Source organism: Pseudomonas sp. CFBP 8758, assembly GCF_014841725.1.
GTDB classification, from domain to species: domain Bacteria; phylum Pseudomonadota; class Gammaproteobacteria; order Pseudomonadales; family Pseudomonadaceae; genus Aquipseudomonas; species Aquipseudomonas baltica.
The window spans coordinates 61,699-79,144 of sequence record NZ_JACYUK010000003.1; the positions used below are offsets into that span (position 1 = coordinate 61,699).

Here is a 17,446-nt window from a genome sequence, read left to right on the forward strand (position 1 = left end):
GCTCGCTATAATCGAGCGCTTTTGGTGTCTGAGTACGGAGTGGGGCATGCGTGATCGATTGTTGGCGGCGGAACGGGTCAAAGCCGTTGATTGGCGAGGTGACGCGTTGCACCTGCTCGACCAGCGCGCGCTGCCTGCGCAGCAGGTCTGGCGCCCCTGTATCGATGCACCCGGCGTGGCCGACGCGGTCCGCATCGGGGTCGTGGCCGGTGCCTCGGCCGTTGCCATCAGCGTTGCCTATGCGGTAGTGCTGGCGGCACGCCTGCACCGTGCGGCCGGGCCTGACTGGCGCACCGCGCTGGACGAGGACCTGCGCCTGCTGGCGGAGATCCGCCCGGCCACCGCCGACCTGTTCTGGGCGCTGGAGCGCATGCGCGAGCGCCTTGGCCGGGTGCGTGCCGGCGAGGACCCGCTGCCCGCGCTCGAGGCCGAAGCCCTGGCCATTCACGAAAGCGACCGCGAAGCCAACCTGACCATGGCTCAGTTGGGCGTGGAATTGATCCGTCGGCACCAGGGCAATCTGCAGACCGTGCTGACCCACGCCAATCCCGGTGCCCTGGCCAGCGGCGGGTTCGGCACGGCGCTGGGGGTGGTGCGCGCCGCGTTCCACGACGGCATGCTCGAACGTGTCTATGTCGACGAAACCCGGCCGGGCCTGCAAGGCTCGCGGCTGACCGCCTGGGAGCTGTCCAGCGAGGGTGTCCCGGTGACCGTGGCCGCCGACTCGGCAGCTGCGCACCTGATGAAAAGCAAGGGCATCACCTGGGTAATCGTCGGTGCCGAGCGGATCGCCGCCAACGGCGATATCGCGGCCCGGATCGGCACCTACCAGCTGGCGGTCTGCGCGATGCACCACGGTGTTCGTTTCATGGTGGTAGCCACCAGTGCGGCGATCGACATGGCGCTGGAGAGCGGCGATGACATCCCCCTGCTCGAACGCGATGGCCGAGAACTTCTGGAAGTGTCCGGGACACGCATCGGCGCGGATGTCGAAGCGTTCAATCCGGTCCACGACGTGACGCCGGCCGACCTGATCGACGTGATCGTCACTGAAAAGGGCATCGTCGAGCGGCCTGATACGGCCAAGCTGGCGCAGCTGATGTGTCGCCGGCGCCTGCATTGAGTTCGCCGCACCGACAAATCGGCCTTTTTTCGATGCGGTGCTGGCCTAGCAGCGCCGCAGCGCCGTGTGAGAGGCTTGATCTCACCCGATCAAGGGTCCTGTCAGGGTTTAAGGGGATAGGTGTCTGACGGCGATTGTGCTACCATCCGGCGGTTTTCGGGGGTGCATCGCGGTGTCCCTCCAACGCCGCAGGTCCAAGGCGTAACTCGTTGATTTGTCGTAAGTCGCCGTTGGCATCGGCCAGCGGTGGCAAGCTTCGTTCTTCTCACAGGGAGGCAACGGAGTTTCACCAGAAAAAGGAATCAGGCTTCTCATGGGCGAACTGGCCAAAGAAATCCTCCCGGTCAATATCGAAGACGAGCTGAGACAGTCCTACCTCGACTACGCCATGAGCGTGATCGTCGGTCGTGCACTGCCTGATGCACGTGATGGCTTGAAGCCCGTGCATCGCCGCGTTCTGTTTGCGATGAGTGAGCTGGGCAACGATTGGAACAAACCCTACAAGAAATCGGCCCGTGTGGTCGGTGACGTTATCGGTAAGTATCACCCGCACGGTGATACCGCGGTCTACGACACCATCGTGCGCATGGCCCAGCCGTTCTCGCTGCGCTACCTGCTGGTCGATGGCCAGGGCAACTTCGGTTCCGTGGACGGCGACAACGCCGCCGCCATGCGCTACACCGAAGTGCGCATGACCAAGCTGGCCCACGAGCTGCTGGCCGACCTGCACAAGGAAACCGTCGACTGGGTGCCCAACTACGACGGCACCGAGTTGATCCCTGCGGTCATGCCGACGCGCATCCCCAACCTGCTGGTCAACGGTTCCAGCGGTATCGCCGTGGGCATGGCGACCAACATCCCGCCGCACAACCTGGGCGAGGTGCTCGACGGCTGCCTGGCGGTCATCGACAACCCGGACGTCACCATCGATGAACTGATGCAGTTCATTCCCGGGCCGGACTTCCCGACTGCCGCCATCATCAACGGTCGCCAGGGCATCATCGAGGCGTACCGCACCGGTCGTGGCCGGATCTACATGCGCGCCCGCTCCCATGTCGAGGACATCGACAAGGTCGGCGGTCGCCAGCAGATCGTCGTCACCGAGCTGCCGTACCAGTTGAACAAGGCCCGCCTGATCGAAAAGATCGCCGAGCTGGTGAAAGAGAAGAAACTCGAAGGCATCTCCGAGTTGCGCGACGAGTCCGACAAGGACGGCATGCGCATCGTCATCGAGCTGCGCCGCGGTGAAGTGCCGGAGGTGATCCTCAACAACCTCTACGCCCAGACCCAGCTGCAGGCCGTGTTCGGGATCAACATCGTTGCCCTGATCGACAACCGTCCGCGCATTCTCAACCTCAAGGACCTGCTCGAAGCCTTCGTTCGCCACCGCCGTGAAGTCGTCACCCGGCGCACCGTGTTCGAACTGCGCAAGGCGCGCGAGCGCGGCCACATTCTCGAAGGCCAGGCGGTTGCGCTGTCCAACATCGATCCGGTCATCGCCCTGATCAAGGCCTCGCCAACGCCGTCCGAGGCCAAGGAAGCGCTGATCAGCACGCCGTGGGAGTCCAGCGCCGTGGTGGCCATGGTCGAGCGTGCCGGTGCCGAGTCCTCGCGTCCGGAAAACCTCGATCCACAGTACGGCCTGCGCGACGGCAAGTATTTCCTGTCGCCGGAACAGGCCCAGGCCATCCTCGAGCTGCGCCTGCATCGCCTGACCGGTCTGGAGCACGAAAAGCTGCTGGCCGAGTACCAAGAGATCCTCAACCAGATCGCCGAGCTGATCCGCATCCTCAACAGCGCCGAGCGCCTGATGGAAGTGATCCGCGAGGAACTGGAACTGATCCGCTCCGAATATGGCGATGTGCGCCGGACCGAGATCCTCGATTCGCGCCTCGACCTGACGCTGGGCGACATGATCCCGGAAGAAGAGCGCGTGGTGACCATTTCCCACAGTGGTTACGCCAAGACCCAGCCGCTGTCGTCCTACCAGGCCCAGCGCCGGGGCGGCAAGGGCAAGTCGGCCACCGGCGTCAAGGACGAGGACTACATCTCGCACCTGCTGGTCGCCAACAGCCATGCCACGCTGCTGCTGTTTTCCAGCAAGGGCAAGGTGTACTGGCTCAAGACCTATGAAATTCCCGAGGCGTCCCGTGCTGCGCGCGGCCGTCCGCTGGTCAACCTGCTGCCGCTGGATGATGGCGAGTACATCACCACCATGCTGCAGATCGACCTCGAGGCCCTGCAGGCCACCGCCGGCGCCGACGAAGACCTCGACGACGCCGACGATACCGTCATCGAAGGCGAAATCGTCGAGGCCGAAGAAGTCGTCGAAGCCGTTGAAGGCGACGAGGGCGACACCCCCGAGCTGGTGGCCGAGCCTACCGGTGCCTATATCTTCATGGCGACCGCCTTCGGTACGGTCAAGAAGACGCCGTTGGCACAGTTCGCCCGTCCGCGCTCCAGCGGCTTGATCGCCTTGAAACTCAAGGAAGGCGACACTCTGATCGCCGCAGCCATCACCGACGGCGCCAAGGAAGTCATGCTGTTCTCCGACGCCGGCAAGGTGATCCGCTTCGCCGAAGGCGTGGTGCGGCAGATGGGCCGTGGTGCCCGCGGTATCCGCGGCATGCGCCTGGGCAAGGGCCAGCAGCTGATTTCCATGCTGATCCCCGAATCCGGCGCGCAGATTCTCACCGCCTCCGAACGCGGCTTCGGCAAGCGCACGCCGTTGAGCAAGTTCCCCCGTCGCGGCCGTGGCGGCCAGGGCGTGATCGCCATGGTCACCAAGGAGCGCAACGGCAAGCTGGTCGGCGCGATCCAATCCCAGGAAGGTGAAGAGATCATGCTCATCTCCGACCAGGGCACGCTGGTGCGCACCCGTGTTGGCGAAGTCTCCAGCCTGGGCCGCAACACCCAGGGCGTGACCCTGATCAAGCTGGTCACCGACGAGAAGCTGGTGGGCCTGGAGCGAGTCCAGGAGCCATCGGAAGTCGAGGATGACGAGCTGGAAGAGGGTGTCGAAGGCGTTGAAAGCGCCGAAGGCGGCGATGCGGTCGATTCCGAAGTGGCCCAGGGTGATGTCGAGCCCGATGCCGCCGACGAAGCGCCCGAGGAGTAAGCTGTAGGGCAGGGGATTGGGCGGTGCGCCCTTCGCGGGCAGAGCCCGCTCCCACAAGTTCTCCGTTGCATCGGGAGCCTCGTGGGAGCGGTCAGCCGCCGCGAAGGCAGCATCGCCGATCTTCCGGCGGACACACCCGGGCCAGGCCCGAATTCAAGCAGAGCGAGAGTGGATGTGAGCAATCGAGCCTTTAACTTCTGCGCAGGCCCCGCTGCGCTTCCCGAAGCTGTGCTGCAGCGCGCCCAGGCGGAAATGCTGAACTGGCGTGGCAAGGGCCTTTCGGTGATGGAGATGAGCCATCGCAGCGAGGACTACACCGCCATCGCCGAAAAGGCCGAACAAGACCTGCGCGACCTGCTTGGCGTCCCGTCCAACTACAAGGTCCTGTTCCTGCAGGGTGGCGCCAGCCAGCAGTTCGCCGAAATCCCCCTGAACCTGCTTCCCGAAAGCGGCACGGCGGACTACGTCGAAACCGGTATCTGGTCGAAGAAGGCCATCGAGGAAGCGCGTCGCTACGGCAACATCAATGTCGCTGCCAGCGCCAAGCCCTACGACTACCTGGCCATCCCCGGCCAGAACGAGTGGAAACTGACGCCCGGCGCGGCCTACGTCCATTACGCTTCCAATGAAACCATCGGTGGCCTGCAGTTCGACTGGGTGCCGCAGACCGGTGATACGCCACTGGTCGTCGACATGTCCTCGGACATTCTCTCGCGTCCCATCGACGTGTCCCAGTTCGGCTTGATCTATGCCGGCGCGCAGAAGAACATCGGCCCCAGCGGCCTGGTCGTGGTGATCGTGCGCGAAGACCTGCTGGGCAAAGCGCGCAGCGCCTGTCCGACCATGCTCGACTACCGGATCGCTGCCGACAACGGTTCGATGTACAACACGCCTGCGACCTACTCCTGGTACCTCTCGGGTCTGGTGTTCGAGTGGCTCAAGGAGCAGGGCGGCGTTGCGGCCATGGAAGCCCGCAACCGTGCCAAGAAAGACCGCCTGTACGGCTTCATCGATGCCAGCGATTTCTACAGCAACCCGATCTCGGTTAACGCCCGGTCCTGGATGAACGTGCCGTTCCGCCTGGCCGACGAGCGTCTGGACAAGGCATTCCTGGCCGGCGCCGATGCGCGCGGCTTGCTCAACCTCAAGGGTCACCGTTCGGTCGGTGGCATGCGCGCCTCCATCTACAACGCCCTGGGCCTTGACGCCATCGAAGCGCTGGTCGGCTACATGGCGGAGTTCGAAAAGGAAAACGGCTGATGTCCGAACATGAACTCAAGGCCTTGCGGGTACGCATCGACAGCCTCGACGAGAAGATTCTCGAGCTGATCAGTGATCGCGCCCGCTGCGCCGAAGAAGTCGCGCGGGTCAAGATGGCCGCGCTGGCCGAAGGCGAAGTGCCGGTGTTCTATCGGCCCGAACGCGAGGCGCAAGTGCTCAAGCGGGTCATGGAGCGCAACAAGGGGCCGCTGAGCAACGAGGAGATGGCGCGCCTGTTCCGCGAGGTCATGTCATCCTGCCTGGCGTTGGAGAACCCGCTCAAGGTCGCCTACCTGGGCCCCGAAGGTACCTTCACCCAGGCAGCTGCCATGAAACACTTCGGCCACGCTGTGATCAGCAAGCCCATGGCGGCGATCGACGAAGTGTTCCGCGAGGTGGTTGCAGGTGCGGTCAACTTCGGCGTGGTGCCGGTGGAAAACTCCACCGAAGGCGCGGTGAACCACACCCTCGACAGCTTCCTCGAACACGACATGGTGATCTGCGGCGAAGTCGAACTGCGCATCCACCACCACCTGCTGATCGGCGACAACACCAAGACCGACAGCATCAGTCGCATCTATTCCCACGCACAATCGCTGGCGCAATGCCGCAAGTGGCTGGACGCGCACTACCCGAACGTCGAGCGCATAGCGGTCGCCAGCAATGCCGAGGCGGCCAAGCGGGTCAAGGGCGAATGGAACTCGGCGGCCATCGCCGGCGACATGGCTGCCGGCCTGTATGGCCTGGAGCGCCTGGCCGAGAAGATCGAAGACCGTCCGGACAACGCCACACGGTTCCTCATCATCGGCAGCCAGGAAGTGCCGCCCACCGGCGACGACAAGACCTCGATCATCGTGTCCATGAGCAACCGGCCGGGTGCGTTGCACGAGCTGCTGGTGCCGTTTCACGACAACGGCATCGACCTTACCCGAATCGAGACACGGCCATCGCGCAGCGGCAAATGGACCTACGTGTTCTTCATCGACTTCATCGGCCATCATCGCGACCCGTTGATCAAGGGCGTGCTGGAGCAGATCAGTCAGGAAGCCGTGGCACTCAAGGTGCTGGGCTCATACCCCAAAGCGGTTCTTTAACAGAAGGGTTAGTACGCATGACAGATTTCCTTGCCCTGGCCCAGACCGGCGTTCAACAACTGTCCCCCTACGTTCCCGGCAAGCCGGTGGATGAGCTGGCCAGAGAGCTGAACCTAGATCCGGCCAACATCATCAAGTTGGCCAGCAACGAGAACCCGTTGGGTGCAAGCCCCAAGACCCGTGCCGCGATCGAACGCGAACTGGCCGAGCTCACACGCTATCCCGACGGCAACGGCTTCGACCTCAAGACCCTGCTGGCGCAGCAGTGCCGCGTACAGCTGGACCAGGTGACCCTGGGCAACGGCTCCAACGACATTCTCGAACTGGTCGCCCGAGCCTACCTGGCACCGGGCTTGAACGCGGTGTTCAGCGAGCACGCCTTTGCCGTCTATCCATTGGTCGTGCAGGCCGTGAATGCCGGTGCGCGGGTCATCCCGGCCAGGCAGTTCGGCCATGACCTGCCGGCGATGCTGGCAGCGATCGACGACAAGACCCGCGTGGTGTTCCTGGCCAACCCGAACAACCCGACCGGTACCTGGTTCGGCCCGCAGGCGCTGGAAGACTTCCTCGCCGCGGTCCCGCCCAGCGTGGTCGTGGTGCTCGACGAGGCCTATATCGAGTACGCCGTCGGTGGGGAGCTTCCCGACGGCCTCGACTACCTGGCGCGCTACCCGAACCTGCTGGTCTCGCGCACCTTTTCCAAGGCTTATGGCCTGGCTGGGCTGCGGGTAGGCTATGGCTTGTCTTCGCCGGTCATTGCCGATGTGCTCAATCGTGTCCGCCAGCCGTTCAACGTGAACAGCCTGGCATTGGCTGCCGCCTGCGCCGCGCTGACGGACACCGACTACCTGCAGCGCAGCCGCGAACTCAACAGTGCCGGCATGCAGCAGCTGGAGGCGGGGTTCGCCGAGCTGGGCCTGGACTGGATTCCTTCCAAGGGCAATTTCATTGCCGTGGACGTGGGTCGCGTTGCCGGGCCGGTATATCAGGGGCTGCTGCGCGAAGGGGTGATCGTGCGCCCGGTGGCCGGCTACGGCATGCCCAACCACTTGCGCGTGACCATCGGCCTGGCCACGGAAAACAGCCGTTTCCTGGAGGCGTTGCGCCTGGTGCTGGCCCGTGTCTGAGTTCACGCAATTGCAACCGGGCGCTGCCAGAATAGGCCGCCTGGTGGTTGTGGGGCTGGGACTGATCGGCGGCTCGTTCGCCAAGGGCATCAAGCAAAGTGGCTTGGCCGACGAAGTGGTGGGGGTCGATCTCGATTCGCGCGCCTGCCTGCGGGCCGTCGAGTTGGGCGTGGTCGACCGCTGCGAAAGCGAGCTGGCCCGTGCCTGTGTCGGCGCCGACGTGATCCAGTTGGCGGTGCCGATCCTGGGCATGGAAAAACTGCTGGCGGCCCTGGCCCGGCTTGACCTGGGCCGAGCCGTGATCACCGATGTCGGCAGCGCCAAGGGCAATGTGGTACGGGCCTTTCGCGAGGCTTTTGGCGGGGACCTGTCACGCTTCGTTCCGGGCCATCCGATCGCCGGTTCAGAGCAGAGCGGGGTAGAGGCGGCCAATGCCGAGCTGTTCAAGCGGCACAAGGTGATCCTCACGCCGCTGGCCGAAACCGCGCCCGATGCGTTGCAACGCGTCGATGGCCTGTGGCGCGCCCTGGGTGCGGACGTCGAGCACATGCAGGTCGAGCGTCACGACGAGGTGCTTGCCGCCACCAGTCACCTGCCGCACCTGCTGGCGTTCGGCCTGGTCGATTCGCTGGCCAAGCGTAGTGAAAACCTGGAAATCTTCCGCTACGCTGCGGGCGGTTTCCGTGATTTCACGAGGATCGCCGGCAGTGACCCGGTCATGTGGCACGACATATTCCTCGCCAACCGCGAGGCTGTACTGCGCACACTCGATACATTTCGCAGCGATCTCGACGCCCTGCGCGACGCGGTCGATGCAGGGGATGGGCATCACCTGCTGGGCGTGTTCACACGCGCCAAGGTGGCCCGCGAGCATTTCAGTAAAATCCTGGCCCGTCGGGCCTATGTGGACGCTATGAACTCCAACGACGACCTGATCTTCCTGGGCAAACCCGGTGGCAGCCTCAAGGGCCGCATTCGCGTACCGGGTGACAAATCCATTTCGCACCGTTCGATCATGCTCGGCTCCCTGGCCGAGGGCACTACCGAAGTCGAAGGCTTCCTCGAAGGCGAGGACGCCCTGGCGACCCTGCAGGCCTTCCGCGACATGGGCGTGGTCATCGAAGGTCCCAACCAGGGCCGGGTGACCATCCATGGTGTCGGTCTGCACGGCCTGCAGGCGCCGCCCGGGCCGATCTACCTGGGCAACTCCGGGACCTCGATGCGCCTGCTCGCCGGCATTCTTGCGGCGCAGAGCTTCGATACCACGTTGACCGGCGATGCCTCGCTGTCCAAGCGCCCGATGAACCGCGTGGCCAATCCACTGCGGGAAATGGGCGCGGTCATCGAGACGGCGGCCGAGGGTCGTCCGCCGATGGTGATCCGCGGCGGGCAGCGGCTCAAGGCGCTCGACTACGCCTTGCCGATGGCCTCTGCACAGGTCAAGTCCTGCCTGCTGCTGGCCGGATTGTGGGCCGAAGGCAGGACCACCACCACCGAGCCGGCACCGACCCGCGACCACACCGAGCGGATGCTGCGCGGCTTCGGTTATCCGGTCGAGGTCAATGGCCCGCAGGCGTCGGTCGAGTCCGGCCACACGCTGAAGGCGACCCACATCGAAGTGCCCGGCGATATCTCGTCTTCCGCATTCTTCCTGGTGGCCGCCTCGATCGCCGAAGGCTCGGACCTGACCCTGGAGCACGTGGGTATCAACCCGACGCGCACCGGTGTCATCGATATCCTGCGCCTGATGGGTGCCGACATCACCCTGGAAAACCAGCGTGAAGTGGGTGGCGAGCCGGTTGCCGACCTGCACGTGCGGGCGGCTCGACTCAAGGGTATCGAGATCCCCGAGGCGCTGGTCCCCCTGGCAATCGACGAGTTCCCGGTGCTGTTCGTGGCTGCGGCCTGCGCCGAAGGGCGCACCGTGCTGCGCGGCGCCGAAGAGCTGCGCGTCAAGGAATCCGACCGTATCCAGGTCATGGCCGACGGCCTGCTGGCGCTCGGTGTGAAATGCGAGCCGACCGCAGACGGCATCATCATCGACGGCGTCGGTCACGGACTACCGGCCATGGGCGGCGGCGAAGTCCACGGCCACGGCGACCACCGCATCGCCATGGCCTTCAGTATTGCCTCGCTGCGCGCCAGTGCGCCGATCCGCATCCACGACTGCGCCAACGTCGCCACTTCGTTCCCCAACTTCCTCGGTCTCTGCGCCCAGGTGGGTATCAACGTGGCCGAAGAGGGCGCGTCGTGAACCAGGCGCCGGTCATCACCATCGACGGGCCAAGCGGTTCGGGCAAGGGCACCATCGCCGGTATCCTCGCCAAGCGCCTGGGCTGGAAGCTGCTCGATTCAGGCGCGTTGTATCGCTTGCTGGCCTACGCGGCACGCAACCATGGCGTCGATCTGAGCAACGAAGCGTCGCTGATGGTGATGGCAGCCCATCTCGATGTGCAGTTCATCGCCGCTGCCGACGGCCAGCCCCAGCGCATCGTGCTGGAAGGCGACGACGTCACCCGCGACATCCGCAACGAGCAGGTGGGTGCCGGCGCCTCCCAGGTCGCGGCCCTGCCAGCAGTGCGCGACGCGCTGTTGCAGCGCCAGCGAGCATTCCAGGAGTCACCGGGCCTGGTGGCCGACGGTCGCGACATGGGCACGGTGGTGTTCCCTGAAGCGGCGTTGAAGGTGTTCCTCACCGCCAGCGCGGAGGAACGTGCCCGCAGGCGTTACTTGCAGTTGAAGGCAGCGGGCAACGATGTTAGTCTGTCGAGTCTGCTAGATGAGATACGTGCACGCGATGAGCGTGACACCCAGCGCGCAGTGGCCCCGCTCAAGCCGGCGGCCGATGCCATACAGCTGGATTCCACGGAGTTGTCCATCGAGCAGGTGTTGGAACGCATCATGAGCGAGATCGCACTACGCGACATCGCCGGGTGACGAAGAAGCCATACGGGAACCCAGTCAACATCCCGGTGGCTTTCTTTTACTTGAACGAAACCCACGTTGTCTGGAGCGTGGCTGATGGGCGTATGTTTCGCCCAAATCTACAGGAATTAAAATGAGCGAAAGCTTTGCAGAACTCTTTGAAGAAAGCCTAAAAACTCTCAATCTTCAGCCAGGCGCAATCATCACCGGTATCGTTGTCGATATCGACGGTGACTGGGTTACTGTCCACGCCGGCCTGAAGTCCGAGGGTGTCATCCCGCTCGAGCAGTTCTACAACGACGCTGGCGAACTGACCATCAAGGTCGGTGACGAAGTTCACGTTGCGCTGGACGCGGTAGAAGACGGCTTTGGCGAAACCAAGCTGTCCCGCGAAAAAGCCAAGCGTGCCGAGTGCTGGATCGTTCTGGAAGCAGCTTTCGCCGCCGAGGAAGTGGTCAAGGGCGTTATCAACGGTAAGGTTAAGGGCGGCTTCACTGTCGACGTTAACGGCATCCGTGCGTTCCTGCCTGGTTCCCTGGTCGATGTCCGCCCTGTGCGCGACACCACCCACCTGGAAGGTAAAGAGCTCGAATTCAAGGTCATCAAGCTGGACCAGAAGCGCAACAACGTTGTCGTTTCCCGTCGCAGTGTCCTGGAAGCCGAGAACTCCGCCGAGCGCGAAGCTCTGCTGGAATCCCTGCAGGAAGGTCAGCAAGTCAAGGGTATCGTCAAGAACCTCACGGATTACGGCGCATTCGTCGATCTGGGTGGCGTCGATGGCCTGCTGCACATCACCGACATGGCCTGGAAGCGCATCAAGCATCCATCGGAAATCGTCAATGTTGGCGACGAGATCGATGTCAAGGTCCTGAAGTACGACCGCGAGCGCAACCGTGTTTCCCTGGGCTTGAAGCAGCTGGGCGAAGATCCATGGGTTGCCATCAAGGCACGTTACCCAGAGAGCACCCGCGTCATGGCGCGCGTCACCAACCTGACCGACTACGGCTGCTTCGCAGAGCTGGAAGAAGGCGTGGAAGGCCTGGTACACGTTTCCGAAATGGACTGGACCAACAAGAACATCCATCCTTCGAAAGTCGTACAAGTCGGCGACGAAGTGGAAGTCATGGTTCTGGACATCGACGAAGAGCGTCGTCGTATCTCCCTGGGTATCAAGCAGTGCAAGTCGAACCCGTGGGAAGACTTCTCTGGCCAGTTCAACAAGGGTGACAAGATCTCCGGCACCATCAAGTCGATCACCGATTTCGGTATCTTCATTGGTCTGGACGGCGGCATCGACGGTCTGGTTCACCTGTCCGACATCTCCTGGAACGAAGTGGGCGAAGAAGCCGTACGTCGTTTCAAGAAGGGCGACGAGCTCGACACCGTCATCCTGTCGGTAGATCCAGAGCGCGAGCGCATCTCCCTGGGCATCAAGCAGCTGGAAGACGATCCGTTCTCCAACTACGTGTCTGTCAATGACAAGGGCGCCATCGTTCGCGGTATCGTCAAGGAAGTTGACGCCAAGGGCGCTGTCATCACCCTGGCCGACGACATCGAAGCCACTTTGAAAGCTTCCGAAATCAGCCGTGACCGCGTTGAAGACGCGCGCAACGTTCTGAAGGAAGGCGAAGAAGTCGAAGCCAAGATCATCAGCGTCGACCGCAAGTCCCGCGTCATCCAACTGTCGATCAAATCGAAAGACGTTGAAGACGAGAAAGAAGCGATCCAGAGCCTGCGCGAGAAGCCAGCCACTTCGGATATCGCTGCCGGTCCGACCACTCTGGGCGACCTGCTGCGTGCTCAGATGGAAAAGCAGAACTAAGTTCTGTTTGACCTGTAGAAAAAGGGCGACTTCGGTCGCCCTTTTTTGTGCCTGCGATTCGTGCCGTGTCGAGAGTTGAACGCGGCGGGCGCCGAACTAACCCCGACCTCGGATGCTCAAAGGGATAAGTGAATACCCAAGGATCTCCAGGGATGAAAACCGTAGTAACCGCAGTGCTGTTCGTCGTAGTGGGTCTGACATCCGCATGCTCCACCACGTCGGTGGTCAAACGAGATTATCGGGGCATGCAGGCATTGCAGATCAATTGCAGTGGCCTGGGCTCGTCCTGGGGCAAGTGCTATGACAAAGCGCAGCATGCCTGCCGCGCGATGGGCTACAAAGTCCTGGCGAAGACTTCCGATATCAAGGAAGAGCCCGAAGACGGCTTCCTCGGCTGGAATCCGGGCATGGCCAGCCGAACCATGTTCGTGCGCTGCAACGGTCAAGGTTGAGTAGCCCTTGAAGTTGCTCCAGCTGACCTGCGGCTGGTAAATGGCATACGAATGGTTACAAACTTTTCCGTCACGTCTCTGACACCCGCCTGAAGTAAATTAGCAATCGGCCATCTACTTGGATAGGGTAGGTGGTGTATTGGCAGTCATCGTTTTCGATTGAATTCCTGCTCCTTGAACCCGTGTCCCTCCCAGAAGTAGACAAGGCCCGAGTCATGAAATTTACCCTGCTCATCGCAGCATTGCTGCTGGTGACCGCCTGCGCCGCCACCTCCACGTCCCACGGCAAGCGCGGCAGTCGTGGAATGCACATCACCTGTTCCGGGCTGACCTCGTCCTGGGCCCAGTGCGAGAAAGAGGCCGAATCGGCCTGCGGCCCTGCCGGTTACCGTACCCTCGCCAAGTCCAGCGACGTCAAGGAAGAACCGGACGACTATGTCTTCGGCCTCAACCCCGCGGGTTATTCAACGCGCAGCATGATCGTCAAATGCCGCAAGAGCACTGCGTTCAAATAGGGCACGCACAACTCATTTTCAAGAAGTCAAGAGTCGGGCTGTTCAAATCTGTCAAGCCATGCTAAAACCTTCTAAGCACTGATCTAGCTGCTTGATAAAGAAGGGAAAAATATGACGAAGTCGGAATTGATCGAACGTATTGTCACCCATCAAGGTCTACTTTCATCCAAGGATGTGGAATTGGCCATCAAGACCATGCTCGAGCAAATGTCGCAGTGCCTGGCCACAGGTGACAGGATCGAGATACGTGGTTTCGGCAGCTTTTCCCTGCACTATCGCGCCCCTCGGGTCGGGCGCAATCCCAAGACCGGGCAGTCGGTGAGCCTGGATGGCAAGTTCGTTCCGCATTTCAAGCCCGGCAAGGAGTTGCGCGATCGGGTGAACGAAGACGAAGAGCTCGCTTGATCGACGTTGAAGGAGAAGGCTTTGCGTAATCTCAAGAAGTTGCTGCTGGTGCTGATTTTCCTGGCAGTCGCTGCTGTCGTGCTGGTGTTCGTACTGGAGAACCAACAGGCCGTTGCGTTGAGCGCTCTTGGTTGGTCCACCCCGTCGTTGCCAGTGTCTGTGTTCGTGTTGGCAGGCGTGCTGGCAGGCATGCTGATCGGGCCATTGTTCGGCTGGTATATCGCCCTGAGCAGCAAGCACCGTTGGCGCAAGCAGCTGCGTGCCAAGGCCCGGGCGGAGCAACGTGCAACCCTGGCCGCTGCATCCACCGATTCGAAAGCCTCTGTCGCTGTACCCCAGCAGGCGGTGGTCAAGTAATACGCCCTGGGGGTTCCGTATCCACTGCGGAAACATCGCGTATTACCGCGTGTCCTGAGCGAACGGCATTTCCTGCGCCGTGCCAGCGCGTTCTGTTGCACAATAGCCGCAGACCGTTTTCCAGGACCCACAATGTCATTCCCATTCCGTTACGGGCGACACCTTCCAGGCGCCGTGCTGGTTCTTGCATGGCTCGGCATGGCAGGGTGTTCTTCCCCCAAGACCGCCATCTACGAACATGAAAATTTTGCTGACTCAGGCACGTTTTCTCGCAACTACCCGGTCAGCGATATCGCCTCCTGTGAAGCCGCGCGTCGGGCATTGCTGAGCCAGGGCTACATCATCACCAGCAACGATCCGCGTCAGGTGAGTGGACACAAGAGCTTCCAGCAGACCGGCGAGAGTCATCTCGAGATCAGTTTCAACGTGGTCTGCGTCGCCGATGCCAACAGCGAGCACAGCTCCACGCTGTTCGCCAATGCGCTGCAGGATCGCTATGCGCTGAAGAAGGTCAACAACTCGGCAAGCGTAGGCGTGGGGGTGCTGGGTTCGGTCTCGATGCCGATCGGTTCCACCGACGATTCCATGGTCAAGGTGGCCAGTGAAACGGTGGCGTCGGACAAGTTCTACGACCGTTATTTCTCTCTGGTGGAGAGCTTCATGCCCGTGCAGGCGAAGAAGGTCGTATCGACCCCGCCTGTCAAGGATGAGCTGGGTATGCCAGACACTGCACCTGCGGCCCCCGCTGCATCTTTAGCGCCTGCGACTGCGAAGCCAGTCGTGCCTGTAGCCGCGCCGCTGGTTCCGCCGACTCCGCCCGCTCAGGCGCAGCAGGCAGAGGTGGTGCCCGAGCAGGAGGCTTCGCAGCCTGTCGCGCCCCCGGCACAACCGGCCCCCATCGAAGTCATCCCGCTTCCCAAGGCCACCGAGGCGACCCCTGAGGCCGTACCGCAGGCGCCCTCTGTAGAGGCGCCCGTTTCGCAGCCCTGAGCGAGCGCTGGGGTCACTGACGGCTGGCGCGGCGGTACTCGCCGGGCGTCATTGCGCACCAGCGTTTGAAGGCGCGCTGAAAAGCCTCGGCCGATGTGAATCCCAGCAGGTAGGCTATTTCGCCGAATGCAAGTTCGGTGTCGCGGATGTAGGTCTGCGCCAGGTCACGGCGGGTGTCGTTGAGAATCAAGCGGAACTGCGTACCCTCGTGGGTCAGCTTGCGCCGCAAGGTCCAGGCCGGCATCTTCAGGCAGGCAGCGATTTCGTCCAGCGTCGGCTCGCGTCCGCCGTTGAGCTGTGAACCCAGCAGTTGGGCGACCCGCTCGCCAACGGTGCGCACGCGCGTCAAACGCTCCAGTTCCTGTTCACACAGCTGCAACAAATGCTGCCAGGTGCTCGGGCAGTGCTCGGGGTTGCGCAGGTTCAGGCTGGCATGGGTCAGGCGCAGCTGGTTGTGCTCGCAGTTGAAGGCGGTATGGGCGGGGTAGTGTGCTGCATAGCCGGGCGGGTCGAACTCGATTTCCATCCGCTGTGCAATCACGTTCTGCCCGGCAAGTACAGTCAGTTGCTGCAGCCAGCCGGTCAGCAGCGAGTCCACCACAAAACGGTTGTAGGCATTGTAGGGACTGATCGAATAGAACCGCAGCCAGGCGCCTTCGCGGTCTTCGTGAAAACTCGATTGCCCGCGATAGTTGGCGGCGTACAGGGGTTCGAAACGAATCAGGGTACGGGCTGCCTCGCGCACTGTCGGTGCCTGCGCGGCCGTGACGCCGGCCAGGCCTGCTTGGCTCAGGCGGCTTGCCTGGCCGATGCGCAGGCCCAGCGCGGGGTCGCCGGTAAGGGCGATCGCCGCATGGCCCAGGCGCATGTAGCGGGCGATGGTCAGTCGCGCTCCGGCGACGTTGAGCCGGCTTGGCTCCAACCCATACTGGGCCAACAGGGGCAGCGGGTCGTGGCCATGGCTGCGTACTGCCTGTGCCAGGCTCTGGGTGAAGCCGACCGACAGGTCGCCGAGTTTGATCCGCTGGCCGCTCACGCGCCTACAGCCACAGATTGATCAGGCGCGCGCCACGCCCGTCACCGACCTGGCCGAAACGCTCGCGTTGGCGGGCGAAGCTGTGCCCTTCGTAGAACTGATTCCAGAAGTGCCCGCCCATGAACACGGTCATGCTTGCCAGTGGCGCGCTTTCTGCGACCAGCCGTTGCCAGGCCTGGGCCTCGCTGACCTCGCCGGGCAGCAGGGCGGCATCGCTCGGCGTTGGGTCGATGCGAAAGCCGCGCCAGGGCTCGGACCAGCGCCCACGCCCGAGTACCGAGGCGGGCACCGCGAGCAGCTGCACGTCTTGCTGGCGCAACTGGGCGTGACTCGCCGGATGCCAGCTGTCGGTGCCGATCAGGACGGCCAGTTTGCCCGCCGGGGTGTCGAACACGTTGAACGGTGCGTCACCCAAGGGTTGCACGTAGCGGCGAGTGGGATGGCTGGTGAAATGCTGGAGCTGTGGCTGGCCCAGCACGGAGCCATCGGGCGCGAACACGACACTGGCGTTGTACAAGGCGCCGTTCCCGGTTCGCAGGCGACCCTCCACGACAGAAGGCTTGGGCAGGATGATCGAGCCTGCCACCAGGGTCACCCTGAATTGCCTGGCCAGGCCGCCAAACAGCTGCTGGTACTGCTCGGCCATGCTCGCGGCCTTCATGCGCAGGTAGGCGTCGGCGAAGCGATCTTCGCCCTCGGCCATGGCCCAGCCGCCAAGCAGGCGCAATGGATTGCTGGCGGCCAGCCACTGTTCGGCATCGCGACGCTGCACCACCTGGTAGAACTCGTTCTTCTCGCCCACCGCCCATAACCAGGTACCGATGTGCTCGGGCAAGACCACGATGGTCTTGCTGCCGACAAGGCCTGCATCCTGGGCATGCTGCAGGTATCCGGCCAGTTTCAGGCGCAGGCGCTCGACGCTCTGGTAATCCGCCGGGAACAGTTCGGGCTGGATCCCCAGCAGATTGCCGCGCTCGGACGGCGCGCCCTCGACACCATCGAGCTCGATGCGCAGGTCGGACAGGTAGTGCCCGGCGGGGCGCTGGGTCGTCCACAGCGCGTAGGTACTCAACGCCGCCAGGCAAAGCAGGGCAACCACGGACATCAGGATTTTGCGCATGAGGGACAACAACCAGCTCCTGTTCGTGAATCCGCACTAGGGTAGACGTCGCGTGCAGCATGATCAATGACTTGTCATTTCAGGTCATTGAGGCGTGCAGCT

General features: G+C 62.8%; 15 protein-coding genes. 13 read left to right on the plus strand and 2 right to left on the minus strand.

Annotation, left to right across the window (positions count from 1 at the left end; genetic code table 11):
- Positions 1 to 46 precede the first annotated feature (46 nt).
- The 13 genes from mtnA to IFT75_RS07225 all read left to right on the plus strand — a co-directional run bounded on the left by mtnA (position 47) and on the right by IFT75_RS07225 (position 15,188).
- Positions 47 to 1,123 carry an S-methyl-5-thioribose-1-phosphate isomerase gene (mtnA, locus tag IFT75_RS07165; protein WP_192054010.1) on the plus strand — a complete coding sequence of 359 codons (1,077 nt, stop codon included), beginning with the start codon at positions 47 to 49 and terminating at the stop codon, positions 1,121 to 1,123.
- 313 nt (positions 1,124 to 1,436) lie between these two features.
- Positions 1,437 to 4,241: a DNA gyrase subunit A gene (gene gyrA, locus IFT75_RS07170; protein ID WP_185793811.1), complete on the plus strand. Its 2,805-nt coding sequence runs from the start codon at positions 1,437 to 1,439 to the stop codon at positions 4,239 to 4,241.
- Positions 4,242 to 4,415: 174 nt separating this feature from the next.
- Entirely contained in the window at positions 4,416 to 5,501 is a 1,086-nt protein-coding gene (gene serC, locus IFT75_RS07175; protein WP_122479705.1) for a 3-phosphoserine/phosphohydroxythreonine transaminase, read from the plus strand.
- Complete coding sequence (gene pheA, locus IFT75_RS07180) at positions 5,501 to 6,595, plus strand: prephenate dehydratase (protein WP_122479059.1); 1,095 nt, start codon at positions 5,501 to 5,503, stop codon at positions 6,593 to 6,595. Before serC ends, pheA begins: the two co-directional genes overlap by 1 nt.
- A 17-nt stretch (positions 6,596 to 6,612) precedes the next feature.
- Positions 6,613 to 7,722 (plus strand): histidinol-phosphate transaminase, encoded by a 1,110-nt coding sequence (gene hisC, locus IFT75_RS07185; RefSeq protein ID WP_122479057.1) that lies wholly within the window; start codon positions 6,613 to 6,615, stop codon positions 7,720 to 7,722.
- A complete protein-coding gene (locus IFT75_RS07190; protein ID WP_446731056.1) occupies positions 7,715 to 9,976 on the plus strand; it encodes a bifunctional prephenate dehydrogenase/3-phosphoshikimate 1-carboxyvinyltransferase in 2,262 nt (753 codons plus the stop codon). The genes hisC and IFT75_RS07190 overlap by 8 nt, the downstream gene beginning before the upstream one ends.
- On the plus strand, positions 9,973 to 10,659 hold the full coding sequence (gene cmk, locus IFT75_RS07195; RefSeq protein WP_122479056.1) for a (d)CMP kinase: 687 nt from the start codon (positions 9,973 to 9,975) through the stop codon (positions 10,657 to 10,659). The genes IFT75_RS07190 and cmk overlap by 4 nt, the downstream gene beginning before the upstream one ends.
- A 121-nt stretch (positions 10,660 to 10,780) precedes the next feature.
- Positions 10,781 to 12,469 carry a 30S ribosomal protein S1 gene (gene rpsA / locus IFT75_RS07200; protein ID WP_185793808.1) on the plus strand — a complete coding sequence of 563 codons (1,689 nt, stop codon included), beginning with the start codon at positions 10,781 to 10,783 and terminating at the stop codon, positions 12,467 to 12,469.
- 152 nt (positions 12,470 to 12,621) lie between these two features.
- The gene (locus IFT75_RS07205; protein WP_122479053.1) at positions 12,622 to 12,921 is read left to right on the plus strand and encodes a hypothetical protein; all 300 of its coding nucleotides are present in this window, start codon (positions 12,622 to 12,624) and stop codon (positions 12,919 to 12,921) included.
- Between the two features lie 215 nt (positions 12,922 to 13,136).
- Complete coding sequence (locus tag IFT75_RS07210) at positions 13,137 to 13,436, plus strand: hypothetical protein (protein ID WP_185793807.1); 300 nt, start codon at positions 13,137 to 13,139, stop codon at positions 13,434 to 13,436.
- 111 nt (positions 13,437 to 13,547) lie between these two features.
- A complete protein-coding gene (gene ihfB, locus IFT75_RS07215) occupies positions 13,548 to 13,841 on the plus strand; it encodes an integration host factor subunit beta (RefSeq protein WP_043187734.1) in 294 nt (97 codons plus the stop codon).
- A gap of 21 nt (positions 13,842 to 13,862) precedes the next feature.
- On the plus strand, positions 13,863 to 14,198 hold the full coding sequence (locus IFT75_RS07220) for a lipopolysaccharide assembly protein LapA domain-containing protein (RefSeq protein ID WP_192054012.1): 336 nt from the start codon (positions 13,863 to 13,865) through the stop codon (positions 14,196 to 14,198).
- Positions 14,199 to 14,330: 132 nt separating this feature from the next.
- Positions 14,331 to 15,188 (plus strand): DUF2242 domain-containing protein, encoded by an 858-nt coding sequence (locus IFT75_RS07225; protein ID WP_446731057.1) that lies wholly within the window; start codon positions 14,331 to 14,333, stop codon positions 15,186 to 15,188.
- 13 nt (positions 15,189 to 15,201) lie between these two features.
- Here the strand turns inward: IFT75_RS07225 and IFT75_RS07230 are convergent, their stop codons facing one another.
- A complete protein-coding gene (locus IFT75_RS07230) occupies positions 15,202 to 16,224 on the minus strand; it encodes an AraC family transcriptional regulator ligand-binding domain-containing protein (protein WP_192054014.1) in 1,023 nt (340 codons plus the stop codon).
- Positions 16,225 to 16,228: 4 nt separating this feature from the next.
- Entirely contained in the window at positions 16,229 to 17,344 is a 1,116-nt protein-coding gene (locus IFT75_RS07235) for a nitrilase-related carbon-nitrogen hydrolase (protein WP_192054479.1), read from the minus strand.
- Positions 17,345 to 17,446: the final 102 nt, after the last annotated feature.

What these genes read in the sequence shown, in the direction of transcription:
- rpsA (WP_185793808.1), top strand. Translation starts at nt 10,781, where the DNA reads ATGAGCGAAAGCTTTGCAGAACTCTTTGAAGAAAGCCTAAAAACTCTC.
- pheA (WP_122479059.1), top strand. Translation starts at nt 5,501, where the DNA reads ATGTCCGAACATGAACTCAAGGCCTTGCGGGTACGCATCGACAGCCTC.
- IFT75_RS07225 (WP_446731057.1), top strand. Translation starts at nt 14,331, where the DNA reads ATGTCATTCCCATTCCGTTACGGGCGACACCTTCCAGGCGCCGTGCTG.
- IFT75_RS07205 (WP_122479053.1), top strand. Translation starts at nt 12,622, where the DNA reads ATGAAAACCGTAGTAACCGCAGTGCTGTTCGTCGTAGTGGGTCTGACA.
- mtnA (WP_192054010.1), top strand. Translation starts at nt 47, where the DNA reads ATGCGTGATCGATTGTTGGCGGCGGAACGGGTCAAAGCCGTTGATTGG.
- ihfB (WP_043187734.1), top strand. Translation starts at nt 13,548, where the DNA reads ATGACGAAGTCGGAATTGATCGAACGTATTGTCACCCATCAAGGTCTA.
- hisC (WP_122479057.1), top strand. Translation starts at nt 6,613, where the DNA reads ATGACAGATTTCCTTGCCCTGGCCCAGACCGGCGTTCAACAACTGTCC.
- IFT75_RS07210 (WP_185793807.1), top strand. Translation starts at nt 13,137, where the DNA reads ATGAAATTTACCCTGCTCATCGCAGCATTGCTGCTGGTGACCGCCTGC.
- IFT75_RS07235 (WP_192054479.1), bottom strand. Translation starts at nt 17,344, where the DNA reads ATGCGCAAAATCCTGATGTCCGTGGTTGCCCTGCTTTGCCTGGCGGCG.
- gyrA (WP_185793811.1), top strand. Translation starts at nt 1,437, where the DNA reads ATGGGCGAACTGGCCAAAGAAATCCTCCCGGTCAATATCGAAGACGAG.